The organism is Streptomyces sp. STR69 (assembly GCF_024519455.1).
GTDB lineage: Bacteria > Actinomycetota > Actinomycetes > Streptomycetales > Streptomycetaceae > Streptomyces.
Genome location: NZ_JALJRY010000001.1, coordinates 309,601 through 335,466 on the forward strand (window position 1 = coordinate 309,601; position 25,866 = coordinate 335,466).

At 69.5% G+C, this 25,866-nt stretch carries 24 protein-coding genes and 1 pseudogene; 17 read left to right on the forward strand and 8 right to left on the reverse strand.

What is annotated here, in order from left to right; all coding sequences use genetic code 11:
• Nucleotides 1–184: 184 nt before the first annotated feature.
• Nucleotides 185–358: a hypothetical protein gene (locus tag OC490_RS01410; RefSeq protein WP_262056325.1), complete on the reverse strand. Its 174-nt coding sequence runs from the start codon at nucleotides 356–358 to the stop codon at nucleotides 185–187.
• Between OC490_RS01410 and OC490_RS49500 the strand changes: the two are divergent.
• The 3 genes and pseudogenes from OC490_RS49500 to OC490_RS01425 all read left to right on the forward strand — a co-directional run.
• Nucleotides 353–1,018 (forward strand): annotated as a pseudogene (locus OC490_RS49500) (FAD-dependent monooxygenase); the annotation flags it as partial. The gene OC490_RS01410 and the pseudogene OC490_RS49500 sit on opposite strands and share 6 nt — an antisense overlap.
• Nucleotides 1,019–1,108: 90 nt before the next feature.
• Entirely contained in the window at nucleotides 1,109–1,864 is a 756-nt protein-coding gene (locus OC490_RS01420; protein WP_262056291.1) for an SDR family oxidoreductase, read from the forward strand.
• A gap of 190 nt (nucleotides 1,865–2,054) precedes the next feature.
• Entirely contained in the window at nucleotides 2,055–2,366 is a 312-nt protein-coding gene (locus OC490_RS01425) for a hypothetical protein (RefSeq protein ID WP_262055879.1), read from the forward strand.
• Between the two features lie 123 nt (nucleotides 2,367–2,489).
• On the opposite strand, the gene ychF is transcribed toward OC490_RS01425, so the two are convergent.
• Nucleotides 2,490–3,578, reverse strand: coding sequence for a redox-regulated ATPase YchF (gene ychF / locus OC490_RS01430; RefSeq protein ID WP_262055880.1), 1,089 nt, complete (start codon nucleotides 3,576–3,578; stop codon nucleotides 2,490–2,492).
• A gap of 197 nt (nucleotides 3,579–3,775) precedes the next feature.
• Here ychF and OC490_RS01435 point away from each other — a divergent pair, with 197 nt between their 5' ends.
• Entirely contained in the window at nucleotides 3,776–4,351 is a 576-nt protein-coding gene (locus tag OC490_RS01435; protein ID WP_262055881.1) for a DUF6542 domain-containing protein, read from the forward strand.
• A 91-nt stretch (nucleotides 4,352–4,442) separates the two neighbouring features.
• Here OC490_RS01435 and ppgK read toward each other — a convergent pair whose 3' ends face one another.
• Both ppgK and OC490_RS01445 read right to left on the reverse strand, forming a co-directional pair.
• On the reverse strand, nucleotides 4,443–5,189 hold the full coding sequence (ppgK, locus tag OC490_RS01440; protein WP_262055882.1) for a polyphosphate--glucose phosphotransferase: 747 nt from the start codon (nucleotides 5,187–5,189) through the stop codon (nucleotides 4,443–4,445).
• 29 nt (nucleotides 5,190–5,218) lie between these two features.
• Entirely contained in the window at nucleotides 5,219–6,244 is a 1,026-nt protein-coding gene (locus OC490_RS01445) for a 4-hydroxy-3-methylbut-2-enyl diphosphate reductase (RefSeq protein WP_262055883.1), read from the reverse strand.
• Between the two features lie 98 nt (nucleotides 6,245–6,342).
• Between OC490_RS01445 and OC490_RS01450 the strand changes: the two genes are divergently transcribed.
• The 5 genes from OC490_RS01450 (at nucleotide 6,343) to OC490_RS01470 (ending at nucleotide 10,697) form a co-directional block, all read left to right on the forward strand.
• Nucleotides 6,343–7,743, forward strand: coding sequence for an APC family permease (locus tag OC490_RS01450; RefSeq protein WP_262055884.1), 1,401 nt, complete (start codon nucleotides 6,343–6,345; stop codon nucleotides 7,741–7,743).
• Nucleotides 7,744–7,801: 58 nt separating this feature from the next.
• Nucleotides 7,802–9,019, forward strand: coding sequence for an exodeoxyribonuclease VII large subunit (gene xseA, locus OC490_RS01455; protein ID WP_262055885.1), 1,218 nt, complete (start codon nucleotides 7,802–7,804; stop codon nucleotides 9,017–9,019).
• Nucleotides 9,020–9,028: 9 nt separating this feature from the next.
• A complete protein-coding gene (locus OC490_RS01460) occupies nucleotides 9,029–9,274 on the forward strand; it encodes an exodeoxyribonuclease VII small subunit (RefSeq protein ID WP_019072733.1) in 246 nt (81 codons plus the stop codon).
• Between the two features lie 171 nt (nucleotides 9,275–9,445).
• The gene (locus tag OC490_RS01465) at nucleotides 9,446–10,036 is read left to right on the forward strand and encodes a malonic semialdehyde reductase (RefSeq protein ID WP_262055886.1); all 591 of its coding nucleotides are present in this window, start codon (nucleotides 9,446–9,448) and stop codon (nucleotides 10,034–10,036) included.
• Nucleotides 10,037–10,301: 265 nt separating this feature from the next.
• Nucleotides 10,302–10,697 (forward strand): VOC family protein, encoded by a 396-nt coding sequence (locus OC490_RS01470; RefSeq protein ID WP_262055887.1) that lies wholly within the window; start codon nucleotides 10,302–10,304, stop codon nucleotides 10,695–10,697.
• Nucleotides 10,698–10,716: 19 nt separating this feature from the next.
• On the opposite strand, the gene OC490_RS01475 is transcribed toward OC490_RS01470, so the two are convergent.
• On the reverse strand, nucleotides 10,717–11,238 hold the full coding sequence (locus OC490_RS01475; protein ID WP_262055888.1) for a DUF4245 domain-containing protein: 522 nt from the start codon (nucleotides 11,236–11,238) through the stop codon (nucleotides 10,717–10,719).
• 125 nt (nucleotides 11,239–11,363) lie between these two features.
• Here OC490_RS01475 and glpX point away from each other — a divergent pair, with 125 nt between their 5' ends.
• The gene (gene glpX, locus OC490_RS01480; protein WP_262055889.1) at nucleotides 11,364–12,398 is read left to right on the forward strand and encodes a class II fructose-bisphosphatase; all 1,035 of its coding nucleotides are present in this window, start codon (nucleotides 11,364–11,366) and stop codon (nucleotides 12,396–12,398) included.
• Nucleotides 12,399–12,563: 165 nt separating this feature from the next.
• Here the strand turns inward: glpX and OC490_RS01485 are convergent, their stop codons facing one another.
• Together OC490_RS01485 and OC490_RS01490 are read right to left on the reverse strand one after the other, a co-directional pair.
• The gene (locus tag OC490_RS01485; RefSeq protein ID WP_262055890.1) at nucleotides 12,564–12,938 is read right to left on the reverse strand and encodes a WhiB family transcriptional regulator; all 375 of its coding nucleotides are present in this window, start codon (nucleotides 12,936–12,938) and stop codon (nucleotides 12,564–12,566) included.
• 173 nt (nucleotides 12,939–13,111) lie between these two features.
• Nucleotides 13,112–13,828 (reverse strand): DUF1707 domain-containing protein, encoded by a 717-nt coding sequence (locus OC490_RS01490; protein WP_262055891.1) that lies wholly within the window; start codon nucleotides 13,826–13,828, stop codon nucleotides 13,112–13,114.
• A 178-nt stretch (nucleotides 13,829–14,006) separates the two neighbouring features.
• On the opposite strand from OC490_RS01490, the gene OC490_RS01495 reads away from it, so the two are divergent.
• From OC490_RS01495 to OC490_RS01525, 7 genes are all read left to right on the forward strand, one after another.
• Nucleotides 14,007–15,677, forward strand: coding sequence for a fumarate hydratase (locus OC490_RS01495; RefSeq protein WP_262055892.1), 1,671 nt, complete (start codon nucleotides 14,007–14,009; stop codon nucleotides 15,675–15,677).
• 176 nt (nucleotides 15,678–15,853) lie between these two features.
• Nucleotides 15,854–16,213 (forward strand): SH3 domain-containing protein, encoded by a 360-nt coding sequence (locus OC490_RS01500; RefSeq protein WP_262055893.1) that lies wholly within the window; start codon nucleotides 15,854–15,856, stop codon nucleotides 16,211–16,213.
• 181 nt (nucleotides 16,214–16,394) lie between these two features.
• Complete coding sequence (locus OC490_RS01505; RefSeq protein WP_262055894.1) at nucleotides 16,395–17,150, forward strand: YjfA family protein; 756 nt, start codon at nucleotides 16,395–16,397, stop codon at nucleotides 17,148–17,150.
• A gap of 37 nt (nucleotides 17,151–17,187) precedes the next feature.
• Entirely contained in the window at nucleotides 17,188–18,573 is a 1,386-nt protein-coding gene (locus tag OC490_RS01510) for a class II fumarate hydratase (RefSeq protein ID WP_262055895.1), read from the forward strand.
• A gap of 72 nt (nucleotides 18,574–18,645) precedes the next feature.
• Nucleotides 18,646–19,338: a DUF402 domain-containing protein gene (locus OC490_RS01515; protein ID WP_262055896.1), complete on the forward strand. Its 693-nt coding sequence runs from the start codon at nucleotides 18,646–18,648 to the stop codon at nucleotides 19,336–19,338.
• 302 nt (nucleotides 19,339–19,640) lie between these two features.
• The gene (locus tag OC490_RS01520; protein WP_262055897.1) at nucleotides 19,641–21,737 is read left to right on the forward strand and encodes a SpoIIE family protein phosphatase; all 2,097 of its coding nucleotides are present in this window, start codon (nucleotides 19,641–19,643) and stop codon (nucleotides 21,735–21,737) included.
• Between the two features lie 97 nt (nucleotides 21,738–21,834).
• Nucleotides 21,835–23,292 (forward strand): catalase, encoded by a 1,458-nt coding sequence (locus tag OC490_RS01525; RefSeq protein WP_262055898.1) that lies wholly within the window; start codon nucleotides 21,835–21,837, stop codon nucleotides 23,290–23,292.
• A 59-nt stretch (nucleotides 23,293–23,351) separates the two neighbouring features.
• On the opposite strand, the gene OC490_RS01530 is transcribed toward OC490_RS01525, so the two are convergent.
• Nucleotides 23,352–25,709 (reverse strand): transglycosylase domain-containing protein, encoded by a 2,358-nt coding sequence (locus tag OC490_RS01530; protein WP_262055899.1) that lies wholly within the window; start codon nucleotides 25,707–25,709, stop codon nucleotides 23,352–23,354.
• Nucleotides 25,710–25,866 lie beyond the last annotated feature (157 nt).

Genomic DNA, 25,866 nt, shown 5'->3' on the forward strand with positions numbered 1-25,866 from the left:
TCGGTGAGGGGTACGAAATATTCGCTGGCATATTGGCAGGTGGGATCACCGGGAATCAGCAGCTCACGCAGCAAACCGAGTCAATCCTCGAATGTTTCGAGCGAATGTTTCGAAGAGAGCGCGCCGAAGACCCCCGCCGACCAGCGCCCCTCACCGATCCGCCCTCCTCACCACCCCGTTCTCCTCACCGCCCCGCGAGATGCCCGGCCACGCGGTGCAGTGCGGGGTGGGTCGTCGCGGAGATCGCGCGGGCCAGGATGTCGCCCAGCGGACGGTGATCGACGGCCTGCTCCTCTTCACGCTGGAGGAACTGCGCCATAAGGTCGTCGACATCGCCGGCGACGACTTCGGCATGCACGACCCGTCCTGGCTGTCCCGCTACGGCAACGCCACGCGCCTGGCCACCGAGTACCGGCGCGGACGCGTCGTACTCGCCGGCGACGCCGCCCACCAGCACTACCCCACGGGCGGCGTCGGCATGAACGTCGGTTTCCAGGACGCCTTCAACCTCGGCTGGAAGCTCGCGGCGACCATCGACGGCTGGGCCTCGGACGGACTGCTGGACAGCTACCACACCGACCGCCACCCGGTCGGCGAGCAGTTGATGGAACACAGCCGCGCGCAGACCTACCTGTTCCACGCCTTCACGCCCGAGGGCCTCGCCCTGCGCGACCTGCTGAGCCGAATGGTCCCGGAATCAAGGGAGTTCAGCGACGTACTGGCCGGCCGCCTCACCGCGCTCGACGTCGCCTACCCGAGCACCGACCCCGCGGCCCACCCGGTGACCGGCACCCGCGCCCCCGACCTCGCCCTCCCCGGCACGGACAGCACCCTGTTCGGCGCGCTGCGGGCGGACTCGTACGTCCTGCTCGACCTCACGGCCGACGGCGCGCTCGCCGACCGCGCCCAGCGGCGGATCACCGTGCGCGGCGGGGCGCCCGACCGGACCCGGGACGCCTGGGAGGACGTACGCGCCGCGCTGATCCGCCCCGGCGGACATGTCGCGTGGGCCTGGACGGAACAGGACGACATCAAGCTGGCGGCACAGGTGGACACGGTCATCGCCACGACCCTGGGCCGCTGGTCGAACGGGAAGGGGACCGGAATCATGGATCTCGGACTGCGGGACAGGGTGTACATCGTCACCGGCGGCACGCGCGGCCTCGGCTACGCCGTCGCCCGTGAACTGGTCGCCGACGGCGCCAAAGTGGTCGTCACCGGCCGCGACGCGAAGCGCGCGGTCGAGGCCGCGGCCGAGCTGGGCCCGAACGCGGCCGGGGTCGGCGTGGACAACGCCGACCCGCGGGCTCCGCAGCAACTGATCGCCAGCGCGCGGGAGTTGTTCGGCGCGTTCGACGGCATCCTCGTCAGCGTCGGCGGTCCGCCCGCGGGCAATGTCGCGGACAACACCGACGAACAGTGGCAGGAGGCCTTCGAGTCGGTGTTCCTGGGCGCGGTCCGCCTCGCGAGGGCAGCCGCCGCAGAACTCGGGGAGGGCGGCGCGATCGGCCTCGTCCTGTCCATCACGGCACATGAACCGACCCCCGGCATGGCCATCTCCAACGGCCTGCGACCCGGACTCGCCGGTTTCGCGAAATCCCTCGCGGACGAACTGGGCCCCCGCGGAATCCGCGTCTTCGGCCTGCCCCCCGGCCGCATCGGCACGGACCGCATGCGCGACCTCGACGGCCTCGCCCCCGACCCCGCCGCGAAACGCGCGGCCAACGAGTCCGCGATCCCGCTCCGCCGCTACGGAGCCCCGGAGGAGTTCGGCCGCGCGGGCGCGTTCATGCTGTCACCGGCGGCGTCGTACGTCACCGGGGTGATGCTGTCGGTGGACGGCGGGGTGCGGCGGGGCTTCTGACGCCGTACGGCCATGGGGAGCGCGGGGGAACTGCACGATCCCCGGCGCCTCCCGGCCGTCCGCCGACCGGACGACGGACCGTCGGACGCCTTCGGTAGGGTTGCCCGACGGCAGACCGGCCGACGCGCGATGTTGTCACGGACCGATGCGGTGGGGCATGGAGAAAATCCACATATGGATCCTCCCGGCGATGATCGTCACCGGATGGATCCTGTCGTGGTGGCGGACATGGCGGATCCGGTGGACCCTGCTGTCCGCCTCGACCGTCGGCTCCGCCCTCTGCATCGCCTTCGGCGTCCGCACCTACGGCAGACAGGTCAGCTGGGAAGACCTCCGCTGCTCGCATGCCGTCGAGTGCATCGACCAGCACCCGGTCTACTGGATCATGACCGGCCTGATCAGCTTCGTCTGCTGCGGGGTGCTGCTGATCGTGACGACGGTGGCCGCGGCGGTCACCTGGTTCGAGAACCGGGCCTCCACAGAACCGGATACGGCCGCCTGAACACCTTCCGGCCGTCGAACGGCGGTCGGTCTCCCCATCAACCAAGGGGCCGACGCCGAGCAGAGCCGACCCCTTTGACCCGCACGTTTCCCAGGCCCGCCAACGCGGTGTCGCTTCATCCGCTCACACGTTGAACCGGAACTCCACCACATCCCCGTCCTGCATCACATACTCCTTGCCCTCCATCCGCGCCTTCCCCTTGGCGCGGGCCTCCGCGACCGAGCCCATCTCCACCAGGTCGGCGAAGGAGATGACCTCCGCCTTGATGAAGCCCTTCTGGAAGTCGGTGTGGATGACTCCGGCGGCCTCGGGGGCGGTGGCGCCCTTCTTGATGGTCCAGGCTCGGGATTCCTTGGGGCCGGCGGTGAGGTACGTCTGCAGGCCGAGGGTGTCGAAGCCGACGCGGGCCAGGGTCGTCATACCGGGCTCCTCTACGCCGACCGACTCCAGGAGCTCCATCGCCTCCTCCTCGTCGAGCTCGGCGAGGTCCGCCTCCAGCTTGGCGTTGAGGAAGATCGCCTCGGCGGGAGCGACCAGGGCACGCTGCTCGGTCTTGAAGTCCTCGTCGACCAGTTCGTCCTCGTCGACGTTGAAGACGTAGAGGAAGGGCTTGGTCGTCAGCAGGTGCAGGTCGTGGAGGAGTTCCTCCTTGCCCGAGCCCTGGACGATGCCCTGTGAGAAGAGGGTGTCACCCTTCTCAAGGATCTCCTGCGCCGCCGCGACCGCCGCGACCTTCGGGCCGATGTCCTTCTTGATGCGGGACTCGCGCTGGAGGCGCGGCAGGACCTTCTCGATGGTCTGCAGGTCGGCGAGGATCAGTTCGGTGTTGATCGTCTCGATGTCGTCCTTGGGCGAGACCTTGCCGTCGACGTGCACGACGTTCTCGTCCTTGAAGGCGCGGATGACCTGGCAGATCGCGTCGGACTCACGGATGTTGGCGAGGAACTTGTTGCCCAGGCCCTCGCCCTCGGAGGCGCCCTTCACGATGCCCGCGATGTCGACGAAGTCGACGGTCGCCGGGAGGATCTTCTGCGAGGAGAAGATCTCGGCCAGCTTCGTCAGGCGCGGGTCGGGGACGCCGACCACGCCGACGTTCGGCTCGATCGTGGCGAACGGGTAGTTGGCCGCCAGCACGTCGTTCTTGGTCAGGGCGTTGAAAAGGGTCGACTTGCCGACATTCGGCAGGCCGACGATTCCGATCGTGAGCGACACGTTGCGACTTCCCGTACGTGAGAGGCGTGAGAGCACTGGAGGGGACTGCGGGCTGACGGGGACTGAGCCCGGGGCCGATCAACCAGTCTACGGCGTGAGCCGCCCCGCCCCGGCTCCGCGTCGAACACGTGGCCAAGCTCTGCCCATCGGCGTGTCTCAGGGCCTATTCGGCACATAAACCGACCTAAGTTGGTCCAGTGGAGCAACACAGGACACGACCCCCACAGCCCGGCGCGAGACGCGGGGCCCCACCGCTGCCCCCGCAGGCGGGCCGGGGCCCGAACGGCGGCCCCGCCCGTACGACCCGGCCCGGACCCCAGGCACGCGGCACCGCGCAACGCCGTCCGGCGGCCGTACGACGCCCCGGCCCGGCGGCGCCCCAGTCCGTACGGCCGTTGCCGAACCCCCGGCTCACCGGGCTCGGCGGCGGCCTGTTCTGCGCGGCCGTGATGGTCGTGCTCGGCTTCCTCGATCAGCTGCTGTTCGGGGCGTCGCTGACCGTGTACGGCGTGCTGTTCCTGCCGGTGTGCGTGCTGACCGCGGTCTGGATCCGGCGCGGGGACCTGCTGACTGCGCCGGTCGTCGTGCCGATCGCCTTCGTCGCGGGCCTGTTCCCGGTGGCCGAGGGCAGCGGCGGCCTGGGCAACCGCCTGATGGGCCTGTTCACCGGCCTCGCCACCCAGGCCGGCTGGCTCTACGGCGGAACGCTCGCCGCAGGCCTCGTCGCGACGGTCCGCAGAATCCAACTGGTGAGGCGGCGCCGACGGGGGTGACGTCCCGGAGGGGCGGGCCGGAGGTCGGTCCTCCGGGACGTCCTCTCCGGCCCTGCCCTCCCCGGCCGTCCCTCCCTTTAGTCGTCCCCCGCTAGTCGTCCCCCGCCGCATGCATCGCCGCCCCCACGATCCCCGCGTTGTTCTGCAGCTGCGCCGGGACGATCTCTGCCTTGATGCCCTCGATGAAGTGCAGGAACTTGTCTGCCTTGCGGCTGACTCCGCCGCCGATGATGAACAGGTCGGGCGAGAAGAGCATCTCGACATGGGCGAGGTACTTCTGGACCCGGTGGGCCCAGTGCTCCCAGGTCAGCTCCTCGTCCTCCTTGGCCTTGCTGGACGCCTTCTTCTCGGCGTCGTGGCCGTTCAGCTCAAGGTGGCCCAGCTCCGTGTTCGGCACGAGGATGCCGTTGACGAAGAGGGCGCTGCCGATGCCCGTGCCGAAGGTCAGCAGGATCACCGTGCCCTTGTGGCCCTGGCCGGCACCGAAGTGCATCTCGGCGACGCCCGCCGCGTCCGCGTCGTTGACAACGGTCACCGGCAGGCCGCCGAGTCTCTCGGCGAACAGCGCGCCCGCGTCCTTGTCGATCCAGCTCTTGTCGACGTTCGCCGCCGTACGGATCGTGGCGCCTCCGGTGACCACGCCCGGGAACGTGAGCCCGACCGGTCCCGTCCAGCCGAAGTGGTCGACGACTTCCTTCACGCCGTCGGCCACCCCGTCCGGTGTCGCCGGGTGCGGGGTCAGCACCTTGCACCGCTCTTGGGTCAATTCGCCCTTGTCCAGGTCCACAGGGGCGCCCTTGATCCCGGATCCACCGATGTCCACGCCGAAGATCTGCATGGATCCACGCTACGACGAACGACTGACAGTCACTGCCCGGAGGGGGTCGTACGGTCGGCGCCCGTGCGCTCGGCGACCAGTGCCGCCGCCTCTTCGCGCAGGTCCCGGCGGAGTTCCTTGGGCAGCGAGAACGTGATGGACTCCTCGGCCGCCTTGACCAGCTCGACGTCCGCGTAGCCGCGCACGGACAGCCACTCCAACACCTGTTCGACCAGGATCTCCGGTACCGAGGCGCCCGAGGTCACGCCGACCGTGGTCACGCCCTCCAGCCAGGCCTCCTCGATCTCGTCGGCGAAGTCCACGAGGTACGCGGCGTCGGCGCCGGAAAGCTTGGCGACCTCGACGAGCCGAATCGAGTTGGAGGAGTTCCTCGAGCCGACCACGATCACCAGGTCGGCCTCCTCGCCCATCTGCTTCACGGCGAGCTGACGGTTCTGCGTGGCGTAGCAGATGTCGTCGCTGGGCGGGGAGATGAGCTGCGGGAACTTCTCCTTCAGGGCGTCGACCGTCTCCATGGTCTCGTCCACGGAGAGGGTCGTCTGGGAGAGCCAGACCACCCTGGACGGGTCGCGCACCTCGACCTTGGCGACATCGGACGGGCCGTCGACCAGGGTGATGTGGTCGGGGGCCTCCCCGGAGGTGCCGATGACCTCCTCGTGGCCCTCGTGCCCGATGAGGAGGATGTCGAAGTCGTCGTTGGCGAACCGGACGGCTTCCTTGTGGACCTTGGTCACCAGGGGGCAGGTCGCGTCGATGGTGGCGAGATTGCCCCGCTTGGCCTCGTCGTGGACGACGGGCGCGACGCCGTGCGCGGAGAACATCACGATGTTCCCCTCGGGGACCTCCTCGGTCCGCTCGACGAAGATGGCGCCCTTCTTCTCCAGGGTCTGGACGACGTACTTGTTGTGCACGATCTCGTGCCGGACGTAGATCGGAGCCCCGTACTGCTCAAGGGCTTTCTCGACGGCGATCACGGCGCGGTCCACACCCGCGCAGTAGCCCCGGGGGGCGGCGAGCAGGACACGGCGGCCAGACGAAGCAGTCATGCGTCCCATCGTAAGGCCGCGCTCGACGGGTCAAAGATCGCGCCGGTGGAGAGACTGGCGGTGGAGTGGGAGGGGCGGGGCCGGACACGACGTACGGGAGACGCGAGATGGCGGACACGGGCACGGGCACGGGCACGGATACGGATACGACGACCACCGCCGACGAGGGGCCTCAACTGCGGCGCAGCCTCGGTTTCCGCGATCTCGTCGTCTACGGGCTGCTGTTCATCGCCCCCATGGCGCCGGTCGGCGTGTTCGGCACCCTGGACGCCAAGTCGCACGGCGCGGTCGCGCTGGTCTACATCGTGGCGACGGTCGCGATGGCGTTCACCGCTTTCAGCTACGCGCAGATGGTGCGGGTCGTCCCCCAGGCGGGCTCGGTGTTCGCCTACGCGCGCGTGGGGCTCGGCAGGGAGGCCGGGTTCGTCGCCGGCTGGATGGCGATGCTGGACTACGTCCTGATCCCCGCCGTCGCCTACCTCTTCTCCGGGATCGCCATGAACGCGCTGGTCCCGGACGTCTCCCGGTGGGTGTGGACCGCGCTGGCGGTCGTCCTCACGACGTGCCTCAACCTCTGGGGAGTGCGGGCCGCCGCGCGCGTGGGCTTCCTGGTGCTCGCGATGGAGATCGTCGTCCTGGTCGTCTTCACCGTGTCGGCGATCGTCGTCCTCGCGCGCGACGGCGCCGAACGGGGCTGGCTGTCACCACTCTCCGGGGACGGCACCCAGGGCGCGTTCGCGCTGTCGGCGGTGATCGGCGCGGTCTCCGTCGCCGTGCTCTCCTACCTGGGCTTCGACGCGGTCGCCACCTTCGCGGAGGAGGTCACCGGCGGCTCCGAGAAGGTCGCCAGGGCGCTGCTGTTCTGCCTCGCGCTGGCCGGTGTCCTGTTCATCACCCAGACGTACCTGGTGGCTCTCCTGGAGCCGACGACTTCCGCACAGCTCGCCGCCGACGCCGGAAAGCAGGGATCGGCGTTCTACGACGCGGTCGACGTGTCGGTGGGCAACTGGCTGCACAACCTGGTGGCCGTCAGCAAGGCGATCGGCGCGGCCTTCGCGGCGCTCGTCGGGCAGGCCGCGGCGGGGCGCCTGGTGTTCGCGATGGCCCGCGACCGACGGCTGCCCCGCGCCCTGTCGAAGACCGACGACGGGGTACCGCGGGTCGCACTGCTGTCGGCGGCCCTCATCACGCTGATCGCGGCGGTCTGGGCGGCACGGCGCGACGACGGGCTCGACCAGCTGGTGTCGGTCGTCGACATCGGCGCGCTGACCGCCTTCACGCTGCTGCACGCGAGCGTGGTGGGCTGGTTCGCGGTACGCCGCCGGGGAGGGCCGGTGGTGTGGTGGCGGCACGTCCTGGTTCCGGTGCTGGGGGCGGCGATCACCGTCGCGGTGATCTTGGAGGCGTCCGGCACCGCACAGGTGGTCGGCGCGGTCTGGTTGGCGATCGGGCTGGTGGTGCTCGCAGTGCAGGGCAACCGGAACAAGGCCGACACGGAGACCGGTTGAGGGTCGCACGCTCCTCACCTCGACCGCGTTGTCAGCGGCGGCCGTTACTCTCGGGCGCATGGCTCTCAACACGGCTCCGGACGCCCCGCTCCCCGTCGGTGAGGTCTCCCGGCTGATCGGCGGGTGGATCGACCGGCTCGGCGCGGTGTGGGTCGAGGGCCAGATCACCCAGCTGTCGCGGCGGCCCGGTGCCGGTGTCGTGTTCCTGACGCTGCGCGACCCGTCGTACGACATCTCGGTGAGCGTGACGTGCTTCCGGCAGGTGTTCGACGAGATCGCGGATGTCGTCAGCGAGGGCGCTCGGGTGGTCGTCCTCGCGAAGCCCGAGTGGTACGCGCCGCGTGGGCAGTTGTCGTTGCGGGCCACGGAGATAAGGCCGGTCGGGGTCGGTGAACTCCTCGCGCGCCTTGAGCAGTTGAAGAAGTCGCTGGCCGCGGAGGGGCTGTTCGCGGCCGACCGGAAGAAGCCGCTGCCGTTCCTGCCCCAGCTCATCGGGCTGGTCTGCGGGCGGGCCTCGGCGGCCGAGCGGGATGTGCTGGAGAACGCGCGGCACCGCTGGCCCGCCGTCCGCTTCGAGGTGCGCAACGTGCCGGTGCAGGGTGTGCACGCCGTGCCGCAGGTCGTGCAGGCCGTGAAGGAGTTGGACGCGCTCGACGGCGTGGACGTGATCATCGTGGCGCGCGGCGGAGGCAGTGTGGAGGACCTGCTGCCGTTCTCCGACGAGCAGTTGGTGCGGGCCGTGTCGGCCTGTCGTACGCCCGTGGTGTCCGCGATCGGGCACGAGCCCGACAACCCGCTCCTGGACTACGTGGCCGACCTGCGCGCCTCCACCCCGACCGACGCGGCGAAGAAGGTCGTACCGGATGTCGGCGAGGAGTACGAGCGCGTACGGCAGTTGCGCGACCGGGCGCGGCGGTGTGTGGTGGCGTTCGTCGACCGGGAGGAACGCGGGCTGGCGCAGGCGCTGGCACGGCCGTCGATAGAGGATCCGCACCGGATGATCGACGAGCGGGCGGATCATGTCGCCGCGCTCCTCGGCCGCGGCCGGCGCACCCTCGGTCACCTCCTGGACCGCGCCGACTCTGAGCTGACCCACACGCACGCGCGCGTGGTGGCCCTCTCCCCCGCGGCGACCCTGAAGCGGGGGTACGCGGTACTGCAGAAGGCCGACGGACACGCCGTCCGGGACCCGGAAGAGGTGGCGGCGGACGAGGTGCTGCGGGCGCGGGTCGCCGAGGGTGAGTTCACGGTTCGAGTCGACACGGCACATGCATAGGGTGGGCGGATGACCAGCAAGGTTGACGAAGGTGCCGGGACGGCAGAGGCGCTCGGGTACGAGCAGGCGCGCGACGAGCTGATCGAGGTCGTACGGCGGCTGGAGGCGGGCGGTACGACGCTGGAGGAGTCGCTCGCGCTCTGGGAGCGGGGCGAGGAGCTGGCCAAGGTGTGCCGCCGCTGGCTGGACGGGGCCCGGGCGCGACTGGACGCGGCGCTGGCGGAGGAAGAGGCCGCGGAGGGCGACGCCGAGTAGCGGCGGCGAGCACGGGCAGCGAGCAGCGACAGCGGCGATCTGCTGTGAGGCGGATCACCATGCTCCGGTTTTGGTTGAATGTTGAACCTCCCGTCGCGTACGGTCGGCCTCGTCAGCCTATCCGGACCGCGGTCCGGTATCCGCTTCCGGCCCCCCGAGGAAGTTCTCGCCATGTCTCTCGTTCTTGACCCCGCCGCCCAGGACCTGCTGTTCCGCGAGGCCCGCACCGCGAACACCTTCACCGACGAGCCCGTGACCGACGAGCAGGTCCAGGCGATCTACGACCTGGTCAAGTACGGCCCGACCTCGATGAACCAGTCGCCGCTGCGCATCACCCTGGTCCGCTCCCCCGAGGCCCGCGAGCGCCTCGTGCAGCACCTCTCCGAGGGCAACCAGAAGAAGACCGCCGCCGCCCCGCTGGTCGCGATCCTCTCCGCGGACAACGAGTTCCACGAGGAACTGCCCAACCTGTTCCCGCACTTCCCGCAGGCCAAGGACGCCGTCTTCGGCGAGCGTTCGGTCCGTGAGGGCAACGCCGCGCTGAACGCCGCCCTCCAGGCCGCGTACTTCATCATCGGCATCCGCGCCGCCGGCCTCGCCGCGGGCCCGATGACCGGTCTCGACTTCGCCGGCGTCCAGAAGGAGTTCCTGGACGACGACCACACCCCGTTCGTCGTCATCAACATCGGCAAGCCGGGCGAGGACGCCTGGTTCCCGCGCTCCCCGCGCCTGGCGTACGACGAGGTCGTCACCACCGTCTGAGACGTGTGACACGCACAGGGCCCCGGCGCGGACAGGACACTGTCCAGGCCGGGGCCTTCTGCATTCGGCGTTGCCGTGACGCTCTGTGCGGCATTAGGGTCCGTGACGTGACTGCCGGGTCGGCCATGGGCCATTCACGAGTGGGGCACCCGGCCTCGGCGTGAGCACGAGGCGGGCAAGAGCCCCGCCGTTTCTCCTTGTCTTCCCTCCAAGCGCCCGCACGTGGCGCTCTCATCGGACCCAGGACTCGGAGACCCGCACACACATGTCACTGCCAACCACCGTCCAGTTGAACCACACCGCCGTCTACGCCATGGACCGGCAACTGTCGGCCGAGTTCCTCGCCGCGATCCTGGGTCTGGAGGTCGGCGCGCCCTTCGGACCGTTCGTCCCGGTCGACCTGGGCAACGGCGTGACGCTCGACTTCTACGAGAAGCGCGACGAGCCGATCCAGCCGCAGCACTACGCGTTCCTCGTGCCCGACGGGCAGTTCGACACCATGATCGGTCGCCTGGAGGCGGTCGGGGTCACCTACTACGCCGACCCCTACCACCAGGAGCCCGGCCGGACGAACCACCTCTTCGGCGGTCGCGGCGCCTACTTCGAGGACCCGAACGGCCACAACATGGAGATCATGACCCGGCCGTACGTCCGGCCGTAGCGCGGGGCCGTCCGTCGGGCTACTTCGTCTTCAACGCCTGCGCCATCTCGGTCAGTTGGGCGAAGGAGCCCGTGCCCGCGACGACCGTCGTCGAGCCCTTGTCCGCGAGCACGAGGGCGTCGTAGCGACCGCCGGTGTAGCGGGTCCAGGTGTGGCCGCCGATGTTCTGGGTGGTCTTCGTCGCGGTGGCGCCCTGGCTGGCGGTGTCGACGAAGTCGGAGGGCTTCTGAGTCGACTGCTCTATCTGCACGTACTGACCACCGGGGGCACTGAACCCGAGGTGCCAGGCGTCGAACGCGGCGCCGTCGTAGCGGACCGAAGTCGCCTTCCAGCTCTTGGGCAGGCCCTCCGGCGCCGCCACCGGGTACGGCGCCGCGCGGCGTGCCGTGAGCAGCTCCACGCGGTAGTCGACCCGCTTGACGTCCGGAGCGTGGTCGCTGTGCGGGATGAAGAGGTAGACGATCGCCGCCGCGATCCCGATCAGGCCCAGGGAGAGAATCATGTCCCGGACCGTCTTCTGCTTGCCGTTCGAACCTGCCACGTCCCTATCGTCGCAGGTGCCCCGGCCGCTCATCCGTGGGGCCCCCTGCTCATTTTGTCTGCCTGGCGATAGAGTCGTGGCCATACCCTCATCCGGCCGTCGTCGTATCAGAAAGGTGCGCTCCGATGACCGAGCATCATCATCTGCCGTCCGAACTCGAAGTCCCCTCCGAGGCCCCCGACCGCAACCTCGCCCTGGAACTCGTCCGGGTGACCGAAGCCGCCGCGATGGCCGCGGGCCGCTGGGTCGGGCGCGGTGACAAGAACGGCGCCGACGGTGCCGCCGTGCGTGCCATGCGGACCCTCGTCTCCACCGTCTCGATGAACGGCGTCGTCGTCATCGGAGAGGGCGAGAAGGACGAGGCGCCGATGCTCTTCAACGGCGAGCGCGTCGGTGACGGGACCGGGCCCGAGTGCGACATCGCCGTCGACCCGATCGACGGGACCACCCTCAACGCCAAGGGCATGCCGAACGCGATCGCCGTGCTCGCCGCCGCGGACCGGGGTTCGATGTTCGACCCGTCCGCCGTCTTCTACATGGACAAGCTGGTCACCGGGCCCGAGGCCGCCGAGTTCGTCGACATCGAGGCCCCGATCTCGGTGAACGTCCGCCGGGTCGCCAAGGCCAAGCGGGTCACGCCCGAGGACGTCACCGTCGTCGTGCTGGACCGACCGCGGCACGACGGGATCATCAAGGAGATCCGGGAGACCGGTGCGCGGATCAAGCTGATCTCCGACGGCGATGTCGCGGGCTCGATCCTGGCGCTGCGCGAGGGCACCGGTGTGGATCTGCTGCTCGGCGTCGGCGGCACCCCCGAGGGCATCATCTCGGCCTGTGCCGTGAAGTGCCTGGGGGGCGTGATCCAGGGCAAGTTGTGGCCCAAGGACGACGCGGAGCGGCAGCGGGCGCTGGACGCGGGGCACGACCTGGACCGTGTGCTCACCACCGACGACCTGGTGTCCGGCGAGAACGTGTTCTTCGTCGCGACCGGGATCACGGACGGGGAGCTGCTGCGGGGCGTGCGGTACCGGTCGGAGACCGCGACCACCGACTCCATCGTGATGCGGTCCAAGTCCGGCACGGTGCGGCGGATCGACTCGGAGCACCGGCTGAGCAAGCTGCGGGCGTACAGCGCGATTGACTTTGATCGGGCCAAGTAACGCGACTGGGGACGGGGTGCTTTGGGCCGTTGGCGGCTGCGGGTCCGTTGTGGCTGGTCGCGCAGTTCCCCGCGCCCCTTGGGGAGTTGCCCTGGCCGGCACCTACAAGGCGGCCCCCGTCCGATGATGAAAAGGCGCCCCCTGGTGCGGAGGGGGCGCCTTTTGTCATCCGGCCGCCGCTATGCGGCCCGCCGCGCGGGCCTTCTGGAGTTCCAGGTCGCGGCGGCGGCGCCTGGCCAGGACCACACGGCGTTCGGCGGCGGTGAGACCGCCCCAGACGCCGTAGGGCTCGGGTTGGAGGAGGGCGTGTTCGCGGCACTCGACCATGACCGGACAGCGCGCGCAGACGCGTTTGGCGGCGTCCTCGCGGGAGAGCCGGGCGGCGGTGGGTTCCTTGGAGGGTGCGAAGAACAGGCCGGCCTCGTCGCGCCGGCACACCGCTTCGGTGTGCCATGGAGCGTCTTGGTCCCTGTCTCGCGCAGGCATCCGCTGGGCCGGAACAGCAGCTACCTGCAGGGACGAATGCGGCGGTTGCAGCACGGTCTACTCCTGACGACGGCTTCGCGAGCGAGAGACGATGCAGCAAGGCCTACCCGCTGTGCGCGCGCCTATGCACTGAGTTCCGAACCGCTGGTTTCCGTGCGCTTGTGCGCGATGTCAGGGGCGGACCGGCGTGGACCGATCAGCTCCACATGTGTCCCGATTCACAACCGTCAACGGTCCAGGTGTTTGCGCAAACCCTTGTCGACCTTGCGCTGAACCCGATCGAGAATGTCCGCAACGAGCTTGCCGCGCTTGGGTTTTGCCTCGATGTTTCCGAGTACGGCCCACCCGTCGACGTAGACGACGGGCGCGTCCGGCTCCATTGAATCCAGCGTGTCCACCTCGAAGTTGCCGAGGACGCCACCGCCGGTGCCGCGCAGCGACACGTTCTCCGGGACGCGGATCTCGACGTTGCCGAAGACCGAGATCGCCTTGATGACGACCTGCTGGTACTCGAAGATCGCCTCGCTGAGGTCGATCTCGACGCTGCCGAACACGGCGTACGCGTGCATCCGGCGGCCGGCGCGCCAGCGGCCCTTGCGCATGGCGGAGCTGAACACGGCCACCACGTGCCCGTCGGCCTCGGCCGGGATCGCGCCCTCCGTCGGGCGGTTCGGCGCTGGGCTGTACGACGAGGCCGTCGCCCGGTGTCCATGGGCGGCCGGCAGGTCCTGGATGAAGACCTCCAGCTCGCCGACCGTCTTGGCGCTCAGCACACCCTCGACCCGCTCGGCGTGCTCGTCGGCGGTCAGCCGCCCCTCGGCCAGGGCGTCGCGCAGGATGTCGGCGATGCGGTCACGGTCGGCGTCCGAGGCGCGCAGCTGAGCGGCGGCGGGCGCGGGCTGCGGGGCCGTGGGCGCGGATGCGGGCTGCTTCTGAAGGTCCACGACAGCAGAGTACCGAAACGCGATAGATCGCGACTAGGGGTGTGGACAACGTTGGCGTGGCGAGGCCCCGGCGAACTGAGCCTTACCTCACAAGCAGGCTGTCAGCGGCAGGTTCTACGCTGGTGAGCGCCCGCCAGTGTCGGCGGGCGGCCGTCTGTCGAGTGAGGAATGGGCTGCGATGCCTGAGTTCGCGTACACCGATCTGCTCCCCATGGGAGAGGACACCACCCCGTACCGGCTGGTGACCTCCGAGGGTGTCTCCACCTTCGAGGCCGACGGGCGGACGTTCCTCAAGGTCGAGCCGGAGGCGCTGCGGAAGCTGGCGGCCGAGGCGATCCACGACATCCAGCACTATCTGCGGCCGGCCCACCTCGCGCAGCTGCGCCGGATCATCGACGACCCCGAGGCGTCGAACAACGACAAGTTCGTGGCGCTGGACCTGCTGAAGAACGCGAACATCGCGGCAGCCGGCGTGCTGCCCATGTGCCAGGACACCGGTACGGCCATCGTGATGGGCAAGCGCGGGCAGAACGTCCTCACCGAGGGCGGGGACGAGGCGGCGCTCAGCAAGGGCATCTACGACGCCTACTTGAACCTGAACCTGCGGTACTCGCAGATGGCCCCGCTGACCATGTGGGACGAGAAGAACACCGGGTCGAACCTGCCCGCCCAGATCGAGCTGTACGCGACCGACGGCGGCGCCTACAAGTTCCTCTTCATGGCGAAGGGCGGCGGCTCGGCCAACAAGTCGTTCCTCTACCAGGAGACGAAGGCGGTCCTCAACGAGGGCTCCATGATGAAGTTCCTCGAGGAGAAGATCCGTTCGCTGGGTACGGCGGCCTGCCCGCCGTACCACCTGGCGATCGTGGTCGGCGGTACGAGCGCCGAGTACGCGCTGAAGACCGCGAAGTACGCCTCCGCGCACTACCTGGACGAGATCCCGGCCGAGGGTTCGGAGCTCGGACACGGCTTCCGGGACAAGGAGTTGGAGCAGAAGGTCTTCGAGCTGACGCAGCGGATCGGGATCGGGGCGCAGTTCGGCGGTAAGTACTTCTGCCACGACGTGCGTGTGGTGCGCCTGCCCCGGCACGGCGCGTCCTGCCCGGTCGCCATCGCCGTGTCCTGCTCGGCCGACCGGCAGGCCGTCGCGAAGATCACCGCCGAGGGCGTCTTCCTGGAGCAGCTGGAGACGGACCCGGCGCGCTTCCTGCCGGAGACGACCGACGAGCATCTCGACTCCGCCGAGGAGGACGTGGTGCGCATCGACCTCAACCAGCCCATGGACGACATCCTCGCCGAGCTGACCAAGTACCCGGTCAAGACCCGGCTCTCGCTCTCCGGCCCGCTGGTCGTGGCCCGTGACATCGCGCACGCCAAGATCAAGGAGCGGCTGGACGCGGGCGAGGAGATGCCGCAGTACCTGAAGGACCACCCGGTGTACTACGCGGGCCCGGCCAAGACCCCCGAGGGCTACGCGTCCGGGTCCTTCGGTCCCACGACGGCCGGGCGCATGGACTCCTACGTGGAGCAGTTCCAGGCGGCGGGCGGCTCCAAGGTGATGCTCGCCAAGGGGAACCGCAGCAAACAGGTCACCGACGCGTGTGACGCGCACGGCGGTTTCTACCTCGGTTCGATCGGTGGGCCGGCGGCCCGGCTCGCGCAGGACTGCATCAAGAAGGTCGAGGTCGTCGAGTACGAGGAGCTCGGCATGGAGGCCGTCTGGAAGATCGAGGTCGAGGACTTCCCGGCGTTCGTCGTCGTCGACGACAAGGGCAACGACTTCTTCCAGAACCCGGCCCCGGAGCCGACGTTCACGCACATTCCGGTACGGGGGCCCGGGTTGGCGTAGCGCCGACCGGCCCCGTCCTCAAACGCCGGACGGGCCGATTATGTACCGGTACACAGGATGTCGTCCCGCTTTGTCCCAGGGATGAACGGGACGGCATCCTCGCCCCCTTCGCCGGAAAAGCTCCGTGCTGACTGGATCACAGCCCGTGGTCCCCGGTCGACTCGGAGGAACCCCCCATGATCCGACGTACTCTGCGCAACGGTCTTGTGGCCGCGCTCGCAGCCGTCGCCGTCTTCCCCGCAGCAGCCGTCGCCGCCCCGGCCGGCCACTCGGCGCACCCCACCCGCCACCACGTCACCACCCACACCTGGGGCAGTGTCACCACCCACCGCTACACCCGTCTGAACGTCCGCTCCGGCCCCGGCACCGGCTACCGCGTCGTCGGCACGCGCCCGGTCGGGCAGGCCCTGCCCATCGTCTGCAAGACGCGCGGCTCCGGCGTCGTCGGCAACCACTGCTGGTACAAGCTCCCGCACCACGAGGGCTACGTCTCCGCGCACTACCTCCGCAACCACAGCGCCGTCCGCTGGTGCTGACCCCCGCCTGACCCCGTCCGGCCGACGACATCCCCCGACGGGACGGTCCCGTACGTCCCGTCGGGGGACACCAGGTCAACACCCCTTCATAATCCGGCATATTCGGGGCGATCCGGGTGTGGCCCCGCACCGCCCCCGGGAACGGATCACGACGGTCACCCCGGTACGGCGAGGGAGCACGATGGAAAGCCACGTGACGGTCGAGCGGCAGCGGCTCCTGACGGAACGGCTCCGCCTCCTCAAGCAGCGGACCGGGCTGAGCCTGGCCGCGCTGGCCGCCCTCACCCCGTACAGCAAGTCGACCTGGCACCGCTATCTGAACGGCGACCAGTTCCCGCCCCGGGCGGTGGTCGAGGCGCTCGCCCGGCTCGCGCACACCGACCCCGGCCCGCTGCTCTCCCTGTGGGACGCGGCGGTCCTGGAGCAGTCCAGGCCCACCGCTCCCCCACCACAGCCTCCCGCCCCGCCCGTACGCCCCCGTCGGCTGCGCGCGCCTGCCCGCGCCCTCGTCGCCCTCGCCGCGATGGCCACCACGGTCGCGGTCACCGCCGGGGCCGCCGACGTCCTCGACCGCGACACCGGGGCGGAGCCGTACGCGGCGGCCTCCTGCCGTGACGGTGGCTGCCAGGGGGAGTCGCCGTCCGTCGGGACCTGCGCCCGGGACGCCCGTACGGAGAGGGTCGTGGCGCGGGCCGCCCAGGTCGTACGGCTCCGCTACTCGCCGTCCTGCGCGACCGTCTGGTCCGAGGTGCGCACCCGGGTCGGCGGCGCGCGGGAGATCTCGATCAGGTCGGGCCGGGACGAGCTGTCCGCCGAGTACCCGGGCGACCGCTCGGACGGCTACAGCAGCCCGATGCTGGCCGCCGCGGACCCGCGCGGGGCACAGGCGTGCGCCGAGGTGGGCGGCAGGCCCGTCTGCACGGCTCCGGACCACTGACCCGGAACATCCCCGCCCTCCCGGTCGATATACAGGTATGAGCGACTACCGCATCGAGCACGACTCCATGGGCGAGGTACAGGTCCCGGCGGACGCCAAGTGGCGGGCGCAGACCCAGCGCGCCGTGGAGAACTTCCCGATCTCGGGCCAACGCATCGAGCGCGCCCACATCGAGGCGCTGGCCCGGATCAAGGGTGCCGCCGCCAAGGTGAACGCCGAACTGGGCGTGCTGGACAAGGACATCGCGGAGGCGATCCAGGAGGCGGCCCGTGAGGTGGCCGACGGGGCGTGGGACGAGCACTTCCCGATCGACGTGTTCCAGACGGGGTCCGGCACCTCGTCCAACATGAACACCAACGAGGTGATCGCGACCCTCGCGACCGAGCGGCTCGGGCGGGACGTCCACCCGAACGACCACGTCAACGCCTCGCAGTCGTCCAACGACGTCTTCCCCTCCAGCATCCACATCGCGGCCACCGGTGCCGTGATCCGTGATCTGATCCCGGCCCTGGAGCACCTCGCGGGCGCGCTGTCGCGCAAGTCCGTCGAGTTCGCCGACGTGGTGAAGTCGGGGCGGACCCATCTGATGGATGCCACGCCGGTGACGCTTGGGCAGGAGTTCGGCGGGTACGCGGCCCAAGTGCGGTACGGCGTCGAGCGGTTGCAGGCCTCGCTGCCCCGGCTGGCCGAACTGCCGCTCGGCGGGACCGCCGTCGGCACCGGCATCAACACCCCGCCCGGTTTCTCCGCCGCCGTGATCGCGGAGGTCGCCCTCGTCACCGGGCTGCCGCTCACCGAGGCGCGCGATCACTTCGAGGCGCAGGGTGCCCGGGACGGGATCGTCGAGACCAGCGGGCAGTTGCGGACCATCGCCGTAGGACTGACGAAGATCGCGAACGATCTGCGGTGGATGGCGTCCGGGCCGCGCACCGGGCTGTCCGAGATCTCGCTGCCGGATCTCCAGCCGGGGTCCTCGATCATGCCCGGCAAGGTCAACCCGGTGATCCCGGAGGCCGTGCTCATGGTCGCCGCGCAGGTCGTCGGCAATGACGCGACCGTCGCCACCGCCGGCGCCGCGGGCAACTTCGAGCTCAATGTGATGCTGCCGGTGATCGCCAGGAACGTCCTGGAGTCCGTCCGGTTGCTCGCGAACGTCTCGCGGCTGCTCGCCGACCGGACCGTGGACGGGATCGTCGCTCACCGGGAGCGTGCGCGCGAGTACGCCGAGTCGTCGCCGTCCGTCGTCACACCGCTGAACAAGTACATCGGGTACGAGGAGGCCGCCAAGGTGGCCAAGAAAGCACTGGCGGAACGCAAGACGATCCGCCAAGTCGTGCTGGAGAACGGCTATGTGGAGCGCGGTGACCTGACCGAGACGCAGCTCGACGAGGCCCTCGATGTCCTGCGGATGACGCGTCCGTAACCAATTGTCGCCATGGCGAGAACCGTGACGCGCGCCGCAGCGTCGTATGCCCGGGGCACCTAATATCTGTTCATGGCAGACGGTGGAGCAGTGAGAGCGGTGGAAGCGGGTACGTCTACGGCCTTCTGGGCGCCCGGGAGTCAGATCCTGTGGCGTTATCGGGAGAATGCCGGACCGCGCTTCCACATCGCCCGCCCCGTCACGGTCGTCCGCGACGACGAGGAGCTGCTCGCGGTCTGGATGGCGCCCGGCACCGAGTGTGTGAAGCCGATGCTCGCGGACGGCACGTCGGTGCACGTGGAGCCGCTGGAGACGCGGTACACCAAGCCGCGCACGGTCCAGCGCGACCACTGGTTCGGGACGGGTGTGCTGAAGCTGGCGCGGCCCGGTGAGCCGTGGTCGGTGTGGCTGTTCTGGGAGCCGGGATGGCGGTTCAAGAACTGGTACGTGAACCTTGAGGAACCGCTGGCCCGTTGGGCGGGCGGGGTCGACTCCGAGGATCACTTCCTGGACATCACCGTGGAGCCGGACCGGAGTTGGGAGTGGCGTGACGAGGACGAGTTCGCGCAGGCCCAGCGGGACGGGCTGATGGATCCCCAACTCGCCGAGCGGGTACGGAAAGCGGGCTGGTCGGCGGTGGAAGCCATCCGCGACTGGGGGGCTCCGTTCGCGGACGGCTGGCAGCACTGGCGCCCGGATCCGTCCTGGGCTGTACCTTCACTTCCGGAGGACTGGGACCGCACCCCCGCGCACATGTCCACATGAGACCCTTGATGCGCCCCCGGTGCGCAACCGTAGGATCGTCCTCCGCAAGGGCACCGCGACAACTCCCGGAGCATGTACCGGGACTGACCAGATGTCACCGAGGGGCGGCAGGACGTGAGCGAGGGGTACGAGGGCAACACCGGCGACACCGGTCCTGAGGGCCGCCGGTCCATCGGTGGCACAGGAACAGCCTCTGACCACGCGGGAATTCCGTTCCTGGGGCACGTATTCCGGGTATCGGCATTTCGGCGGGACGATCCGCGCGTACGGCGCGCGGTCCCGGACGGACGGATTCGACACGCGTGACGGAGCACCCCACCTCCTTCGAGCGCCCACAGGGCGCCGACCCCACGGACCCCCGTGGGGCGCTTCTGCGTACCTCGACGCCGCCGCCCAGGCCGTCCGGTGCCCCGGCCTTACCGGCTCAGGCACGCACCGGTGAGCCGTCCTCGGCGCCGGGTACGAGCACGTCCCGCGCCAAGGGGAAGGACCCGGCAGGTACCCCTGTGAAGCCCGACACCGCAGGTGGCTCCGAGCACTCCCAGCCCTCGGCCGCCGAACCCGACGCCCACCGTCCGCGTCCCGCGCCCGAGTCCATCCCGGTCCAGCCGGGGGTCGGCGAGGTCTCCGACGCCGTCGCCAAGGAGCGCCGTACGGGACAGGGGCTGCCTCCGGGCGGTCCCATGCCGATGCGGCGGGACGGGGACCGGCTGCGTTTCGTGGGCGCCGCGACCCGGCGGATCGCCCGCGGTATCGACCTGGACGAGATCGTGATGGGGCTGTGCCGGGCGACCGTGCCGACCTTCTCGGACGCGATCCTGGTCTATCTGCGGGACCCGCTGCCGGTGGGCGACGAGCGGCCCACGGGTCCCGTCGTGCTGCGGCTGCGCCGTACCGACCGGATCCCGGAGGAGCGGGACACGGAGAACGGCTTCATGCCCGCGCTCCAGCCCGAGCAGCCCTCCGAACTGTCGGCGGTCACCGCCGAGTTGTGCGAGGTCAGGCCCGGCGGCGCGCTGAACGAGGTGCTGCGGGGCGTACGTCCCGTCTTCGCCGACTCTCCCGCAGCCCGCGCCGCGCTGCCCGAACTGCTCGGCGAGGGCGGCGAGTTGATCGTCCCCGCGGGCCAGCGGGCGATCCTCGCGCCGCTGCGCGGCCGGCGCCGGGTGATCGGCGCCGCACTCTTCCTGCGCCGCCCCGAACGCATGGCGTTCGAGGCCGACGACCTCCTGGTCGCCGCCCAACTCGCCACGCACAGCGCCCTGGGCATCGACAAGGCGGTCCTCTACGGCCGTGAGGCGTACATCGCCGACGAGTTGCAGCGCACCATGCTCCCCGAGACCCTGCCGCGCCCCACCGGCGTGCGGCTGGCCTCCCGCTACCTCCCGGCCGCCGAGACGGCCCGGGTCGGCGGCGACTGGTACGACGCGATCCCGCTGCCCGGCAGCCGGGTCGCCCTCGTGGTCGGCGATGTCATGGGCCACTCCATGACCTCGGCCGCGATCATGGGCCAACTCCGCACCACCGCACAGACGTTGGCGGGTCTCGACCTGCCCCCGCAGGAGGTCCTGCACCACCTCGACGAACAGGCCCAGCGGCTCGGCACCGACCGCATGGCGACCTGCCTCTACGCGGTCTACGACCCGGTCTCGCACCGCATCACCATCGCCAACGCGGGCCATCCGCCACCGGTGCTGCTGCACCTGGGCGGCCGGGCCGAGGTCCTGCGGGTGCCGCCCGGCGCCCCGATCGGTGTCGGCGGCGTCGACTTCGAGGCCGTGGAACTGGACGCGCCCGCCGGGGCCACGCTGCTCCTGTACACGGACGGGCTGGTCGAGTCGCGGCTGCGGGACGTGTGGACCGGGATAGAGCAGCTGCGCGAGAAGCTGGCCGCGGTCGCGCAGCTCACCGGACCGGACCATCCGCCGCCCCTGGAAGCCCTGTGCGACGAGGTGCTCGACATGCTCGGCCCGGGCGACCGGGACGACGACATCGCGCTGCTCGCCGCCCGCTTCGACGGGATCGCGCCGAGTGACGTGGCGTACTGGTTCCTCGACCCGGAGGACTCCGCACCCGGCCAGGCCCGTCGGCTGGCCCGGCGGGCGCTGGCCCGCTGGGGCATGGAGGACATGACCGACTCGGTGGAGCTGCTGGTCAGCGAGGTGGTGACGAACGCCGTACGGTACGCCTCGCGGCCGGTCACGCTACGTCTGCTGCGGACCGACGTGCTGCGCTGCGAGGTCGGCGACGACGTGCCCCAGCTGCCCAGGCTGCGGCAGGCACGGGCCACGGACGAGGGCGGGCGCGGGCTCTACCTGGTCAACAAACTGGCCCGTCGGTGGGGAGCGACCCGGCTCAGCACCGGGAAGGTGGTCTGGTTCGAACTGAACCGGAATTAGACCCAGTCCAAAAGTTGCCGAGGTCCCGGCGTGGGAGTTGACTGCTGGGGTACGCGAAGCGAAAGCGACCTACTTTCTTCCGAACAGGAGGACGCTCGTGACGCAGGCACCCCAGCACACTCCGTACACCACGAACAACGTCGGCATTCCGGTGGAGAGCGACGAACACTCGCTCACCGTCGGCCCCGACGGCCCGATCCTGCTCCAGGACCACTACCTCATCGAGAAGATGGCCCAGTTCAACCGGGAACGGGTCCCCGAGCGGGTGGTGCACGCCAAGGGCTCCGGAGCGTACGGCTTCTTCGAAGTCACCAACGACGTCAGCCAGTTCACCCGGGCCGACCTCTTCCAGCCCGGCAAACGCACCGAGATGCTGGCCCGGTTCTCCACCGTCGCCGGTGAGCAGGGCTCGCCCGACACCTGGCGCGACCCCCGCGGCTTCGCGCTCAAGTTCTATACCGAGCACGGCAATTACGACATGGTGGGCAACAACACCCCGGTCTTCTTCGTCCGTGACACCATCAAGTTCCAGGACTTCATCCGCTCGCAGAAGCGCCACCCGGCGACCGGACTGCGCAGCAACGACATGCAGTGGGACTTCTGGACCCTCTCCCCCGAGTCGGCGCACCAGGTGACCTGGCTGATGGGCGACCGGGGCATCCCGAAGACGTACCGCCACATGAACGGCTACAGCTCGCACACGTACATGTGGATCAACGGCGCCGGTGAGCGGTTCTGGGTGAAGTACCACTTCAAGACCGACCAGGGCATCGAGTACCTCACCCAGGCCGAGGCCGACGAACTGGCCGGGCAGGACGGCGACAAGCACCGCCGTGACCTGCACGAGTCGATCGAGTCCGGGAACGCGCCGAGCTGGTCCCTGAAGGTCCAGATCATGCCGTTCGAGGACGCGGCGGACTACCGCTTCAACCCCTTCGACCTGACGAAGGTCTGGCCGCACGGGGACTACCCGCTGATCGACGTCGGCCGCATGACCCTGAACCGGAACCCGGACGACTACTTCGTCCATATCGAGCAGGCCGCCTTCGAGCCCTCGAACCTGGTCCCGGGCATCGGCCCCTCGCCGGACAAGATGCTACTGGGCCGGCTCTTCTCCTACCCGGACACCCACCGGTACCGGATCGGCCCCAACTACGCCCAGCTGCCGCCGAATCGGCCGCACTCGCAGGTCAACTCGTACGCCAAGGACGGCCCGATGCGGTACGAGGCGTCCACCGCGGCGCGGCCGTACGCCCCGAACTCCTACGGCGGCCCCGCGGCCGACTACGGACAGTTCGGCGACCCGGCGAGCTGGCAGACGGCCGGTGAACTCGTGCGCGAGGCAACGAAGTTGCACCGCGAGGACGACGACTTCGGCCAGGCCGGCACGATGGTCCGCGAGGTCCTGGACGACGCGGCCCGCGACCGCCTCGTCTCGAACATCACCGGCCACCTGAAGACCGACGTGTCCCGCTCGGTCCTCGACCGCGCCCTGCTGTACTGGCGACACGTGGACAAGGAACTCGGCGACCGGATCGCCGCGAACTTCGAGTAGCGGTACGCGAAAGGGCGCCCGGCGATGTGCCGGGCGCCCTTTTCGTCCGTCCGACCCGGCTACTGGTCGAGCTGGCCGAACGGGTTGTCCGTGTTGCCGTCGGTCGGTGTCGTAGGCGGACTGGTCGTCGGCGTCGGTGTGGGTGTCGGGGTCGGCGTAGGAGTCGGCGTCGGCGTGGGGGACTCCGTCGTCGGCGTCGGCGACGGACTCTTCGTCGTCGGTGTCGGCGTAGGAGTCGCCGACACCGACGCGCTCGGGGTCGGCGTGAAGTCCGGCTCGACGGCCGCGCCCTGGTCGGTGTCCAGGTCGAACTTGCTGTTCGCCTTGGTCACTCCGAACATGTACGCCGCCCAGATCTGCGCCGGGTAGCCACCACCGTTGATACGGCCGCCGCCCGCGGTGATCAGACCGGTCGCACCGGTCAGCGGGACGTGGGCGCCGCTGCCCTTCTTCTCTCCGAACAGGCCCACCGAGGTGACCAGGTCGGGCGTGTACCCCGTGAACCAGGCCGACAGGTTGTAGTCGGACGTACCCGTCTTGCCCGCGACCTGCTGCCCGTCGCGCTTGCTGTTCTCGGCCACCGACACCTTCGCCGTACCGTCGTCGACCACACCGGTCAGCACCGAGGACACCGTGTCGGCCGCCTCACGCGGGATGACCTGGGCGCCGATCGGGTTCGCCATGGTGACCGTGCGCGTGTTGTGCGACACCGACTTGATGATCGCCGGGGTGACCTTACGGCCGTGGTTGTCGAAGGTGGCGTAGACGCCGGCCATCTCCATCGGGCTCGCGCCCATGGTGCCCAGAGTCTGCGCCGGTACGGCCTTCAGGTCGCCGGGGTCCATGCCCAGCTGCTCGGCGGTCTTCATCACCTTGTCCATGCCGACGTCGACACCGAGCTGCGCGAAGACCGAGTTGATCGACTTGTTCATCGCCGTCTGGACGGTGACCTTGCCGTAGTTCTGGTCGTCCTCGTTCTCCGGCGCGAAGGCGATGTCGCTGCCCACGACCGGGCGCTTGCTGGTGCCGTCGTACAGCGTGTCGGTGGTGATCGTCTTGCCGGACTGCGTCTTGGCCTGGTCGGCCAGGGCCGCGGCGAGGATCACCGGCTTGAAGGTGGAGGCGGGCTGGTAGTCGGTGCGGGTGGCGTTGTTCGTGAAGTGCTTCGTGTAGTCCGCACCGCCGTACATCGCCACGACCGCGCCCGTCTTCGGGTCGACGGACACCGCGCCCGGCTGGACGTTCCCGTCGACCTTGCGCTTCTTGGCGTTGAGCTTGCTGGTCAGCTGGGACTTGACCGACTTCTCCAGCTGGGCCTGCTTCTTCTTGTCGATGTTGAGCGTGATCGTCCAGCCGCCCGCGTCGACCAGCGCCTCGGCCTCCTTGGTGTTGGCGGCCTGGCCGCTGGAGATCAGCTGCTTCTCCAGCGCCGCGTTGGCCTCGGTCACCAGGTAGCCGTTCTGCCCCTCCATGCCGGCCTCGACCTTGGGCTCCTTGGGGGTCGGGAACGTCATCTTCTGGCGCTCGGCGGAGCTCAGCCACTTCTGCTCGACCATGTTGTCCAGTACGTAGTTCCAGCGCGCCTTCACCAGCCGCTTGCCGGTGTCGGTGGCTATCGCCCAGTCGTACTGGTTCGGCGCCTGGAGCAGCGCGGCGAGATAGGCGCCCTGCTCGACCGAGAGCTTCCTCGCGTCGACCTGGTAGTAGGCCTGCGCGGCGGCCTGGATGCCGTAGGCGCCGCGGCCGTAGTAACTGGTGTTGATGTACCCGGCGAGGATGTAGTCCTTGGACTTCTCACGGTCCAGCTTCAGCGAGATGACCAGTTCCTTCAGCTTGCGCGTGACGGTCTGGTCCTGCGTCAGGTAGTAGTTCTTGACGTACTGCTGGGTGATCGTCGAACCGCCCTGCGCGCCCTTGCCGGACAGCGTGTTGAGCAGGCCGCGCGCGGTGCCCTTGAGGTCGACGCCGGCGTCGTTGTAGAAGGTCTTGTTCTCGGCGGCGACGAACGTCTCCTGGACGGCCTTCGGGACCTGCGAGAGGTCCACGTTCTCCCGGTTGACCTGGCCCCTGCGGGTCAGGATCGAGCCGTCGCTGTACTTGTAGACGTTGCTCTGGAGCTTCGCGTTCGCGTTGCCCGCGGGGATGCTGATCATCATGTAGAGCACGATGAACGCGCCGATGCCGAGCAGGCAGAAGCCGAGGAACGTGCCGAGGATCTTCTTCCAGGTGAAGAGCCTGCGTATGAAGCTCTTGCCGCCCTTACCGCTCTTACCGCCCTTGGCGTCCGGACCGGCCGAGGCGCTGCCGGTCGGCGCTGGGGCGGTGGCTGTGGCTGTGGCCCCCGACGAACGGCGGGTCTTGGGCGCAGCGCGGCGGCCACCGCGTTGTCGCGCTCGTCGCTCTTCCGCTCGTCCCATGAGTCCGTCTGCTCCGCTTCCGTCTCGTCCGTGCCTGCAAGTCAGCTCAGAAAGCTAACACCGCCAGTTGTGACAAAGGTCTGCCGATCCTGTCTTTTACGGACGTGAGAATCAGCACCTGTCCCAACGGAACCGACGTACGAACGGGGTCGAGGGT